Source organism: Agrobacterium sp. K11 (assembly GCF_059429395.1).
The window spans coordinates 1-10,509 of the sequence record NZ_JCAHRB010000025.1 but is presented as its reverse complement, the minus strand read 5'-3'; the positions used below and the strand labels follow the sequence as shown (position 1 = coordinate 10,509).

Annotated in this window: 15 protein-coding genes; 14 read left to right on the top strand and 1 reads right to left on the bottom strand. The window is 53.5% G+C overall.

What is annotated here, in order from left to right; all coding sequences use genetic code 11:
* The 9 genes from AC5SEO_RS26525 to AC5SEO_RS26485 all read left to right on the top strand — a co-directional run.
* A partial coding sequence (locus tag AC5SEO_RS26525; protein WP_495364189.1) for an IS3 family transposase occupies positions 1-540 on the top strand: 540 nt, incomplete at its 5' end.
* A gap of 176 nt (positions 541-716) precedes the next feature.
* On the top strand, positions 717-917 hold the full coding sequence (locus tag AC5SEO_RS26520; protein WP_156390032.1) for a hypothetical protein: 201 nt from the start codon (positions 717-719) through the stop codon (positions 915-917).
* Between the two features lie 142 nt (positions 918-1,059).
* The gene (locus AC5SEO_RS26515) at positions 1,060-1,530 is read left to right on the top strand and encodes a hypothetical protein (RefSeq protein ID WP_495364188.1); all 471 of its coding nucleotides are present in this window, start codon (positions 1,060-1,062) and stop codon (positions 1,528-1,530) included.
* 1,097 nt (positions 1,531-2,627) lie between these two features.
* Positions 2,628-3,050: a hypothetical protein gene (locus AC5SEO_RS26510; RefSeq protein WP_495364187.1), complete on the top strand. Its 423-nt coding sequence runs from the start codon at positions 2,628-2,630 to the stop codon at positions 3,048-3,050.
* A 143-nt stretch (positions 3,051-3,193) separates the two neighbouring features.
* Positions 3,194-3,682 (top strand): GNAT family N-acetyltransferase, encoded by a 489-nt coding sequence (locus tag AC5SEO_RS26505; RefSeq protein ID WP_041694574.1) that lies wholly within the window; start codon positions 3,194-3,196, stop codon positions 3,680-3,682.
* 151 nt (positions 3,683-3,833) lie between these two features.
* On the top strand, positions 3,834-4,532 hold the full coding sequence (locus tag AC5SEO_RS26500) for a hypothetical protein (RefSeq protein ID WP_495364186.1): 699 nt from the start codon (positions 3,834-3,836) through the stop codon (positions 4,530-4,532).
* Between the two features lie 334 nt (positions 4,533-4,866).
* Complete coding sequence (locus AC5SEO_RS26495; RefSeq protein ID WP_495364185.1) at positions 4,867-5,538, top strand: type IV toxin-antitoxin system AbiEi family antitoxin domain-containing protein; 672 nt, start codon at positions 4,867-4,869, stop codon at positions 5,536-5,538.
* Positions 5,535-6,377: a nucleotidyl transferase AbiEii/AbiGii toxin family protein gene (locus AC5SEO_RS26490; RefSeq protein WP_013760955.1), complete on the top strand. Its 843-nt coding sequence runs from the start codon at positions 5,535-5,537 to the stop codon at positions 6,375-6,377. Before AC5SEO_RS26495 ends, AC5SEO_RS26490 begins: the two co-directional genes overlap by 4 nt.
* 153 nt (positions 6,378-6,530) lie before the next feature.
* Positions 6,531-6,908 carry a putative periplasmic lipoprotein gene (locus AC5SEO_RS26485; protein ID WP_060642215.1) on the top strand — a complete coding sequence of 126 codons (378 nt, stop codon included), beginning with the start codon at positions 6,531-6,533 and terminating at the stop codon, positions 6,906-6,908.
* A 191-nt stretch (positions 6,909-7,099) separates the two neighbouring features.
* On the opposite strand, the gene AC5SEO_RS26480 is transcribed toward AC5SEO_RS26485, so the two are convergent.
* Positions 7,100-7,414: a DUF6804 family protein gene (locus tag AC5SEO_RS26480; RefSeq protein ID WP_013760954.1), complete on the bottom strand. Its 315-nt coding sequence runs from the start codon at positions 7,412-7,414 to the stop codon at positions 7,100-7,102.
* A gap of 614 nt (positions 7,415-8,028) precedes the next feature.
* Here AC5SEO_RS26480 and AC5SEO_RS26475 point away from each other — a divergent pair.
* From AC5SEO_RS26475 to AC5SEO_RS26455, 5 genes are all read left to right on the top strand, one after another.
* The gene (locus tag AC5SEO_RS26475) at positions 8,029-8,448 is read left to right on the top strand and encodes a thermonuclease family protein (protein WP_236736204.1); all 420 of its coding nucleotides are present in this window, start codon (positions 8,029-8,031) and stop codon (positions 8,446-8,448) included.
* Between the two features lie 304 nt (positions 8,449-8,752).
* Positions 8,753-9,019, top strand: a complete 267-nt coding sequence (locus tag AC5SEO_RS26470; RefSeq protein WP_013760952.1) for a type II toxin-antitoxin system prevent-host-death family antitoxin — start codon at positions 8,753-8,755, stop codon at positions 9,017-9,019.
* A complete protein-coding gene (locus AC5SEO_RS26465) occupies positions 9,016-9,432 on the top strand; it encodes a hypothetical protein (RefSeq protein ID WP_013760951.1) in 417 nt (138 codons plus the stop codon). The genes AC5SEO_RS26470 and AC5SEO_RS26465 overlap by 4 nt, the downstream gene beginning before the upstream one ends.
* Before the next feature lie 224 nt (positions 9,433-9,656).
* Positions 9,657-9,911, top strand: coding sequence for a type II toxin-antitoxin system Phd/YefM family antitoxin (locus AC5SEO_RS26460; protein WP_013760950.1), 255 nt, complete (start codon positions 9,657-9,659; stop codon positions 9,909-9,911).
* Positions 9,908-10,330: a type II toxin-antitoxin system VapC family toxin gene (locus tag AC5SEO_RS26455; protein WP_013760949.1), complete on the top strand. Its 423-nt coding sequence runs from the start codon at positions 9,908-9,910 to the stop codon at positions 10,328-10,330. Before AC5SEO_RS26460 ends, AC5SEO_RS26455 begins: the two co-directional genes overlap by 4 nt.
* The last annotated feature ends 179 nt before the right edge of the window (positions 10,331-10,509 follow it).

Sequence of the window (10,509 nt, the reverse complement as noted above, 5' to 3'; positions counted from 1 at the left end):
GAAAGGTGCACGTACGGTTCGGGGAGGAGAAGTGCTTCTGCGCTTCTTACTCCACTCGCCACCTGGCAGGGTTTCGTCTACGTGGCCTTTGTCATCGACGTCTTCGCTCGTCGCATCGTCGGCTGGCGGGCAAGCCGGACAGCACATGCGAGCTTCGTCCTCGATGCGCTGGAGCAGGCACTTCATGATCGGCGTCCCGCTCATGGCAGCGGCCTCGTGCATCACTCGGATCGCGGCGTTCAATACGTGTCCATTCGGTATTCCGAGCGATTGGCAGAAGCTGGCATCGAGCCGTCTGTCGGAAGCGTCGGCGACAGTTACGACAACGCCCTCGCTGAGACGATCAACGGTCTCTACAAGGCCGAAGTCATTCATCGACGTGGACCATGGCGCAGCTTCGAGGCGGTGGAATTCGCCACCTTGGAATGGGTCGATTGGTTCAATCATCGACGGCTTCTGGAGCCTATCGGGAATATACCGCCAGCCGAAGCCGAGGACCGGTATTACGCCATGCTGGACGAACCAGCCATGGCCGCATAACTTAAACGAAACGGCCTCCGGCAAACCCGGAGCGGTTCACACTTGTATCAATTCCGACTCCTCAACTGGTCTGGCTTACGCCCAGACGACGGATCTCTCTGCAGACGGTGGAACGCCCAAGCCCAAGCCCAAGCTGCCGGGCTGCCTCCGTATACTGGGAGATGCGCCGTCTCTAGATGGTGGTCGATCCCACGCAACATGTGGTCGAGGGGGACGTGATCATCAATGCACAAGTCGCAGAAGAGCAGCGCCGGAGCTGTCTGGCATCCCATCATCGCTCAACCCTCGGCAAATCAGTGCGACGATTGAATCACGACATCGGTGGGCCAGCAATGCCGATCTTCCAAATCGCGACCGAACGCAGTCCCGCATTGTGAGGTCGATGGATTTCAACTTTATCCTGTGTAATGGTCTGCCCAAGTCCTACAAAATTCTGATTTAGCCGAGTTCATTTTGATGCCCCATAACCATAGTCAAATCCGCTTAGAAAGTTGCCTTCAGGTACTGGTGGGGTTGCCATTGAGTATTGCCCGCAACGCTGCGGACATGAAGATTTTGCATTTTGGGGAGATTCAGCCGCATCCTTCAGGCCGAGGAAATGTCGGTACTTACGCACTACATATTCAATGCCCGTGGCGTCTGGTTTCTAAGGATACAGTATTTACGGGGACATCGGATCGCTTTGTCGGTCCTGTTGAAGGAACAGAGGTAGATGATCACGATCCTAGATCGGGAAACCTGCAACTTATCAGGATTGCATCGCTTCTGAAAGGATACGACGAGACAACCAAGTCCTTCGTGAACACCGCAGAGCAACTCGTCGTTATAGCGGCCTATGCAGACAACCTTGGTGGGGCTGACTTGCTGCTCTCCGGCGATTACCGCCTCCAAATTTTCCCAGACGGCTCGCTTGAAGAGGATTGGCGCTTTGTCGAGTTGCAGGGTCGTCATATCGTGATCGAAGGCGGCCGCGTACGGATCGACGAATAGCAATCTGACCACGGCAGCCACTGGCGCGAGTTTTCAACGGTATCCGCCAAGAGCGGTCATTCAGTCGCCGCGAGCAAAATTTGTGCTAATTGCGATTTGTTGCTGTTCGAGAGGCTGCTATGACTTAGGCATGGCAAACGGTGTTCTCAGATTCTTCTTCGATTATGGTGCTGGTGGCTGCTTGTGGGCTGGTGATACTGCAACACGCGAAAGGCTCGGTCTAGGGCCTGTCGAGGCGTCGCTCTTTGATCTCGAAGGGCGACATTGCCAACCTGCGCGCGTGGAGCTATCTCACTTAGCTCAAAATTTGACAGATCAACTGGACTTCGAGCACTCAGGCTATCTTAATCCTTTGTATCCGCCCGATCCAAGCCTTTGGACTCAGTCGCTGTGTGATCATTTCAACGCAAATGTAGACAGGTAACTAGCGCTTTTACGCCACGAATTGGGTAAGGACTTCGACATCTTGGATGAACAAATTCGCTACGAAGAAGATCCTCAACTTGACGAATATTTGGCCATTAATCCGGGGCTTTCTAAACTAAATGAAATCACGCTTCCGACTGTCCGCTAAGGGCTGAGAGGCGTCTTCCGCTTCGCGCCCATTGCGGTCATGGGGCATCAAGTACTTCGGTCAACCTGGTAAGCAGATTTTCGACTTCATCGCGATTCGCTCCCATTCGAGTTTCGAACTCTGGCAGGGAAAGACCATTGCAAACTTCATTCAAGGCTTGGTGTAAAATTTTTGCTTCTGATCGTGAGAACGCTATGTGTATCGGTTGACTATGTGACTCCATCGGGTTTCCCTGCGTTGGATTAAGGCGATTATCGTCCGCCGGCCTTGTCTCACACTTTTTTGGAAGTCTGCATAGGGCCGACTGCGGTCTTCCGCTTCGCGCCATAGCGGAAAAAAGCCCATCGTTGTTGATAAGCCTTGAGCAACGTTGGGTCTATAGATAGCTGTATGTCTGCGACGAACGAGGCATGTTGTGAATAGATATAACTGCACAGCCCTTTGGCTGGTGACATCTTTCGCGGTTTTATTCGGCAGTTTAGAGCCATCCCACGCCATGCAACCTTGTCCGCCTAGAGCGGAAATGCGCCGAAACGCGCAGATCATTGTCGAAGCTCGATTGAGGTCGCTGTTCATCGGCGATTCTGGGTTGGTTGTAACCGACAAGTTTCCGAACCGGATGATTCGCGCTGAACTCGAAATCAAACGCGTCATCAAGGGGACGTTTGCAGAAGAGGAAGCTGTTGCCATTGGCTTCGCGTGGCCGCCAGGGCCTTATCACGCACTCACCCTGATGGCGATGGTCTATGGCGATAGTGATGAGCGCGATACGTTTGAGCTGGAGCTTGCTCGCTACGACATAAATGAGAACTTCGGCATCTACCCTCTGAATTCTTGCATGTACTACAAGTTTCCAGACGAAGTCGAGGAGCAAACCGGTTGGAAAGAAGATCCCCCCAGATCCACAAACGGCCCGCTCGTTGATTCCACTCCGCTCTATCCGTGAACGGCCGCTTCGGGCCGACTGCGGTCTTCCGCTTCGCGCCAAGAGCAGACGTCGGTAGCTTTACGCCCGAAGCGCTCAGAACTTGACGATTCGCGCCGTTTACCTGAACCTTTCGATAAGTGAGTCGTGCGGTAAAGTCTCCGATGATAGAAGTGCGACCGGCAAAATCAGAAGAACTTCCGGAACTGGCGGCGATCGGTCTGGCCTCTTGGCGAAAGGGTATCCTACCGCTGGTTAATGCCGAAGTTGCTTCACGCATTGAAAGCAACAACCCGTTTATTCCGTTCCTGAAGGAGCAGGGTGAGAACATCCTCGTCGCTTCGGTTGACGGAGTATTGGCAGGGCTAGGTGCTTCTGAAGATCGTGACAATCATATCAGTGACATCTGGGTGGCTCCAGAGAATGAAGGAAAAGGAGTGGGTTCAGCCCTCATTGCTGCCCTTGAAGAGCGATTCAGAGCGGCAGCCTTCGCTGAAGCGACGATAAGCGTATCTGCTGATAACGCCCGGGCGCTCGGCTTGTACCTACACCTAGGTTACCATGAAACTTGGCGCGGTTTCGCTCATGATCCGATCCTCGATACGACGCTAGAAAAGATTTCGTTGGCAAAGGCAATCGGGTCGAGCGGGTGATCGCCCGCAATGGGCCGACGACCGCTTCGGGCCAAAACCGGACGTAGGTGCACACGTGTATGAACGACCTGTGTCGAGCCATTTCTCCTGTATGATGACAGGAGACGAGGACGCTTAAAGCGGACTTTGCAGGCGACAGGTGTGTTGGGGCATGTCTGTCGCAGCTTTTGCGCAGACATCAACCGCTACCGTCAGGGATTTCCCGGAGATTTGCATGAGACATTTTAGACTTGTTTATCAGAGCTATCCGCTCGACCTTGCAGTCCAGGAACCGTGGATCACCCTGCGAGCCACAAGTGGATCCTGGCCCGGTCAAACATTGGAGGACTACAGCGGTCTTGACCTGAAAATGAAATCTCCGAAATTCTTCTTCGATCCCAACAATGACCCCGAAGATGACGTCGCCCAGTGGTTGAACCCGGGTCTGGATACACAGTGGCTGAAAATTCCCTTGAAGCACTTTAAGAACCGTGATTTTCGCAGCCTCGAAGAAATCCGGGTAGATTTTCAAGGCGAGGGAACTCAAAACCCTTTGATTGGGGAGAGTTGGTGGGAAGCTCCCGGCCTTATCACCACCTACAGCGATGAATTCTTCGCCCGTGCGGCAATCTCCATTCGTCACAACGGTGGTGGCACGTTTTCGGTTCAGCTTTCTGGCACCTCTCAGTTCGACACCGCCTTTGATATAGCCTTCAGTGCTCCCCTGACCGTCAAGCTGATCGGATATCGCAACTCGGCGACCCAAGATGATCTTTTGGGCTGGTTCGACCGCTTTCTCAAAAAAGACGACTTCACTTTCACGCCGCTGCAACGAGGTGAAGACCTCTATCTCGATGGTGTGGTCAAATAACCGCCGTGCCAATCGCCCTTAGCGCTTCAAGTTCGAGGAGCATAGATGTGGCTCGGTTTGTTTGAACAGTTTCGGGCGTTTCACTAAGTGGATTTCCGCCTCGATTATGCAGCCACCATCATTGATGCCAGCGCGTTGAAGCAGGCCATTTTGTCCTATCCTGATCATAGCATTTCATTTCTAGTCTACGGGGAGTTGAACTCCAATCGGACAATCCGAAACAAGTATCTAAGAACGAGTGGTTGAGCGTCGGGTGGTGGAAGCCCTTCAACTATCTTTTAAAAATTCTTGAAACTTTCACAAATTGGAAGTATCAATAATTATGTCTTCGTTGGTGGACCAGATTTCTGCAGCCGGATTGGCTGATCGTTTTCTAAATGACCGGCAACTCGCCGAGTTGCTGGGCGGCAGTGACGCGCGCCGTTATGGCCTTGTCAACCGCGCTTTGAAAGACGGGTCCCTCATCCGCCTGAAGCGTGGTTGTTATGTGCTGGCGCGACGCTATCGACGTGACCCGGTTCATCCGTTTTCCGTCGCCCAAAACCTCGTGCCGGGCAGCTATATCTCTTTCGAAACAGCACTGTCGTTCCATGGATGGATTCCAGAGGCGGTGTTTGTTACCGCCAGTGTTTCACCTGGACGCAAAAGCCAGGATTTCTCGACGCCCGGGTTCGGGACCTTCAGCTATCATCCCCTGGCGATCAACGATTATCGGTTCATGACGAGTGTTGACCGTGTTCCGCTCAACGGCTCGATTGCGTTCGTTGCCCGACCTCTTCGGGCACTTATGGATCTGGTAGCGCTTCGCAAGGTGGAGTGGAGCGGGCTTGAATGGCTGACGATTGGTATGAGGATCGAGGAAGATGCCCTTTTCGGATTGCGACGCAAGGATCTTACTGGATTGAAGCCTGTGTACAAGCACAAGGCTGCGAATGCCTTTCTCCGGGCGCTGGAAGGCGCGGTGATGCCTTTGGGGCGTCTGCCTGATCTTGAGGTCAGGGCATGATTGAAATTATCCAGGACAAGCTTCGGCAATATGGCGCGGAGAGTGCGATAGAGGAAGAGAATGCCGTCAAGGAGATACTCCAGGAGGTCGTACTCTACGCTTTGTGGCGAGGAGATTTTTTCGATGTGGCTCTTTTTCAGGGTGGTACAAGCCTTCGCATTCTTCATGGCCTGCCGCGTTTTTCCGAGGACCTCGATTTTCTTTTGCGGGCTCCCGACACGGGTTTCAACTGGTCTCCTTATCTCAAGGTTCTGACGGATGTTGTCAGCCAGTTCGGGCTGAAACTGGAGGCACATCCGAAGGTGCGGATGGATACGGCGATCCGGCAGGCTGTTATCAAGGATGATTCTATCGCGAGGCAGCTGGATCTGTCGTTTGCCGGAAGAGGCAGAGCCAAAACAATTCGTATCAAGCTTGAGATCGACGTTAATCCGCCTGCGGGATCGGGTGAGGCAACTACCTACCTTGATTTTCCGGCTGATTATGAGGTCCGCCACCAGGATTTGCCTTCCAATTTTGCGCTCAAGATACACGCTCTGCTATGTCGTGGTTTTCTCAAGGGGCGTGATTGGTTTGACTTCTCCTGGTATGTGTCTCGCAGCGTTTCGCCGAATCTGGACCTGTTGCGCAATGCGCTGATGCAGGCCGGTCCATGGGCGGGAGATGAGACTGTCCATGTAGATGCTGCCTGGCTGAAAACGGCTCTTTCAGAAACGATCAAACGTATCGACTGGAAAGAGGCTGCCGGGGATGTTCGGCGGTTTCTTCGTCCAGCTGAGCGTAAATCCACGGATCTTTGGAGTGATCGTTTTTTTCTTGCCAAGCTGGAAAAGCTTTGAAGCTTCCCGATATTCTTGTGTTCGTAGAAGGCAGGAAGGACGGACGCTGGGAAGCATTCACCCGCTTTTTTCGACGACGGCAGGCTGTGTCTGACGAACAACGCCGCCTGTACATTGTGCGTGTTGTGCTTTGACTTTTGGGGATTGAATTGAATGAGGACAGCTTTACTTCTCTGTGCCGCCGTGATGACACTGGCTGGATGCCAGACTCCGGCACCGCAATCTGTTTTGGATTCGCAACGTCCGCCGTCCAGACCGATTAAACGTGACTATTTAGACGCCATGCGCGGAACTATCAAAGCCGGTGATTTTACGAAAGCCGAGATTTCGAGCGTAGTGCTGCTCGATCCTCAAAAGCAGATTTACGCTTTTTGCACGCGAACGGCGGAACGTTCCAATCCCGATTGGTCGTATATTGGCGTAGCCGTGTACAAGAATTTGGGCGTTGACTCCTCAAAGGACGACTATCGCTGCCGTGACAAGCGGTTGCGGTACTATAATTTTCCTGAGTTGCTGAACATGAAATTCTGATGGACCCCGGCAGGCAGCGCTTAGCTCCTTTCGTGCCACCTGTTGCCTGCCGCGGAGATTGCAAGGCCAGCTTCGATGCTCGTGCAGTCGAACGCGGCGGGGTTGTACTAATCTGCAAGCGTGGCTGAGTTGGGCCTCCAGGCAACGCACCGCAACGACTGAGGTGAACGTCAAACCGTGGTCGCGCGCCCTTACTCGCCGAGTTTCGTTGTCGAAAATTTCCAGTAAGCGGCAAATACACCAGCGCCGAGTAGATCAAGGATGAACCACGACGACCGGCTGAAATGCACGGGGATAAACGGGTTGAACAGCAATCCCACGCAAATGAAGCCGAAGACCCACCCCGTGAACGCGCCGTGCTTCTCGTACTCGATGTAAGCGAAGAACGCCGCAAATGCCGTGATGCCGAGGCGCAGCAGCGTGTAGTAGCCGTAGGACAACGGCAATACAGCAATCACCAATGCTACTGCTGGAACGAGGATGATGTGGCGTGGAAACGTTGTCATGTAAGCCCCCAAACATGTCTGTGAATAATCGTATATTAGACAGATACAAGTTTTGAAAACGAGATATACAACCTGTTGTAGAATTCGCGAAGGTGGTTCTTGTATATTACCAGCACATTCAGGGACCCGGCAGACGCGGTGGACTACGGTATGGGCCGGGAAGCACGACGCTCGGTCTTTCCGGTGTCGCACACCATGCTGCTGCGCTCCGGGCCCTTGGGCGCTGCGAAGCTGCTGCCCTGGCTTGCCAATGTCGGCCTGCCTGGGTGCATAGCTGTCGACATCATTCTGTCTCCCGACAGGCTTCCTTCGTTATCATGCATGAAAGCCCCCCGGTGGTGTTTAACTTCTGACCGCTGGGTTCCCTAAAATTGCAGCAATCCCGTTGTCGGTTGCATTAACTCGTCGATGCTATCGTGGGTATGAGCGGAGCATGGGGTATAATGGCTAAAGTTGTGCAATTCAGATCGCGGCAGACGTCACGATCGAGGTCAGGCAGTTCGTTTGTTATGCTCGTTGTGCTTGGCATGCTGGCGAGTTTCCTCGTAGGCGCAGGCATATCCTATTACGTAATCGATCACAGACCGTCTTTTCAGCCAGATCTGGAAGCAAAAGTGCGCGATATAACATCGCGTTCGCGAGACCCGCAAAACGCGGGACAAGACATCCTTTCGACGGCATCTCCGGTCGCGTCCTACCGGAGATGCAGCGGGAGCGTCCGTGTCAATTGCATTGTCGATGGAGATACGCTGTGGACTGGTGGCGTCAAGGTTCGCATTGCCGATATCGATGCGCCAGAAATCGGTAAACCACAGTGCGCGTCTGAAAAAGCGCTTGGGGAGCGTGCAACTGTACGGCTGATGGAACTGGTCAATTCTGGTGCTTTTACCATGCAGTCCTGGCCCGGTCGCGACGAGGACAGGTATGGACGAAAGCTGAGGGTACTTTTGAAAGATGGCCGTTCGATCGGCGATATCCTCGTATCTGAGGGACTTGCCCGGACATGGACAGGCAAAAGGCAGCCATGGTGCTGATTAATCTGTGCGGACTGCAGCTGAATTCTGCCGCCTCGTTGATCGTCCTCTCAGGCAGCGTGTGCGCCGCAAATGAAGTTCAAGCCAATCCAGCAGATGAAGGTTTATCTGAATCTGGAAGGGCTGCGCCCATGAGGCATGCGAAACTTCAAAAAAATGGAATGATCAGGAGTTTTAGTGGTCCCGTGGCGTCATTAATGCGCATAATCAATGCAGCATTTACAGCATTTACAGCATTGCTGTATTTTATGGATTTCCTTTTTTGGCTGTGCTATCGTTGCGACGGAAGACGGGAGTATAATCGATGGCAAGCTCAGGTAATTCTTACACGACGAGTGATCTTTCTAGGAAGTCCGGTGATATCATCGCCGAGGCACTTCGCCATCCGGTGACGATCACCCAGCGCAACAAACCTCGTCTGGTCCTTCTTAATATTGAGGATTATGAACGTTTGATGCGGCAGTCTGATCTGCGCGCGGTAGGCACTATCGATAATATGTCTGACGCTTTGTTGGACGAGTTTGAGGCGGCAGTCGAGGCTTATGCGGAAACGGAAGAGATGGTTCGGTGAGCGGTTTCGATGACATCGAGACTGCAGTCGTAATCCGCTACCCTTATCTGTGGAGCCGGGAGGCTTCGCTCGGTGAAACCGAAGGTCGGAAGGGTCGACCCGTTGTTGTTGGCGTGAGGCTCGCCCGTGCGGACGGCGACATGGTTCTGTTCTTTCCCATCACGACAAAGCAGCCGGAAACTGATCGTTTTTCTATTGAGATCCCAGCGATTGAAAAGCGCCGGGCCGGTCTTGATGCAGATATGCGGCTCTGGATCATTCTGGATGAGTATAACAGCGATATTATCGGACATTCTTTCTATCTGGAGCCGGAGCCTCCTGTGGGGCGGTTCAGCAAGGCTTTTTTTCTCCCCGTTCTTCGGGAGTTTATTGCGCGTCGTCGGTCATCCAGCGAGGTTTACCGCGCCCGATAAATAACCGGGCGATGTTCGCGCTACGGGCCTGGTGGGATTGCCGTTTGAACCGCGGTCCCGTGCAGAAGCGAGATCCGGTGCACTACCGCCCATAAGATGGTGACGGTCAACGGGATAGCAACGCAGACCAATACCGCGACGCGCCTGATGTCCTGGTCATGTGAGTGTTGCAGTCAGGCTGAATGCGGGCTATATGTAGGCATGTACCTACATGGAGGCTTCGTATGAGTATGACAAGTTTTTCCAGCCGTGAGGTCAATCACGATGTCAGCAAGGCAAAGAAAGCCGCTCAGGCGGGACCTGTGATCATCACCGATCGTGGCAAGCCTTCTCATGTGTTAATGACGTACAGCGAGTTCGAGCGCCTCACCGGAAGGCGCCGCAACCTTGTCGACGCACTGTCAATGTTCGGACTGTCGAAGACTGACCTTGATATCCCAAGAGCGGAAATTGTTACCCGCGAGATTGATCTGTCTTGAAGTACCTGCTCGACACGAACGTTGTTTCCGAGCTGCGCAAGGCTGGAGACGGCAAGGCAGATGCAAACGTCACTCGCTGGGTCAGCGCGCAGGATTCGAGTGATCTGTTTATTTCTGCGATCACGATCCTTGAGATTGAACGCGGCATATTGAGCCTCCAGCGCCGTGATGGTTCCCAGGGAGCTCTCTTGCGGAAATGGATGGATGACCGTGTCCGTCCTGAATTCGAGGGCCGTATTCTTCCCATCGATGATGCCGTAGTAACACGTTGCGCCCATCTGCATATCCCGGACCGTCGCAACGAGGCCGATGCCTTGATCGCCTCGACGGCGCTTGTTCACAACCTGACCGTTGTTACGCGCAACGTACGGGATTTCGACGGTACCGGCGCTATCGTTGTCGATCCGTGGCAGGGCTGATTTTTTGGGAACACACTCGTGCACATCCTTCTGCCGCCGCCAGTTCAGTAGCAGCGGACATGAGCAGGTTGGTTTCCTGTGCACGAGGGCTCGTGCTGCTGGACCGGGGTGTCTTCAAGCCGGCCCTTACACGCCTTTTATGATGTCGCAGATGCCCTTGCGGATGACATCCTTGTCGG

Bases quoted from the DNA above. Each gene is read 5' to 3' on its own strand.
- AC5SEO_RS26520 (WP_156390032.1), top strand. From the start codon at position 717: ATGGTGGTCGATCCCACGCAACATGTGGTCGAGGGGGACGTGATCATC.
- AC5SEO_RS26510 (WP_495364187.1), top strand. From the start codon at position 2,628: ATGCGCCGAAACGCGCAGATCATTGTCGAAGCTCGATTGAGGTCGCTG.
- AC5SEO_RS26505 (WP_041694574.1), top strand. From the start codon at position 3,194: ATGATAGAAGTGCGACCGGCAAAATCAGAAGAACTTCCGGAACTGGCG.
- AC5SEO_RS26500 (WP_495364186.1), top strand. From the start codon at position 3,834: ATGTCTGTCGCAGCTTTTGCGCAGACATCAACCGCTACCGTCAGGGAT.
- AC5SEO_RS26490 (WP_013760955.1), top strand. From the start codon at position 5,535: ATGATTGAAATTATCCAGGACAAGCTTCGGCAATATGGCGCGGAGAGT.
- AC5SEO_RS26485 (WP_060642215.1), top strand. From the start codon at position 6,531: ATGAGGACAGCTTTACTTCTCTGTGCCGCCGTGATGACACTGGCTGGA.
- AC5SEO_RS26480 (WP_013760954.1), bottom strand. From the start codon at position 7,414: ATGACAACGTTTCCACGCCACATCATCCTCGTTCCAGCAGTAGCATTG.
- AC5SEO_RS26470 (WP_013760952.1), top strand. From the start codon at position 8,753: ATGGCAAGCTCAGGTAATTCTTACACGACGAGTGATCTTTCTAGGAAG.
- AC5SEO_RS26460 (WP_013760950.1), top strand. From the start codon at position 9,657: ATGAGTATGACAAGTTTTTCCAGCCGTGAGGTCAATCACGATGTCAGC.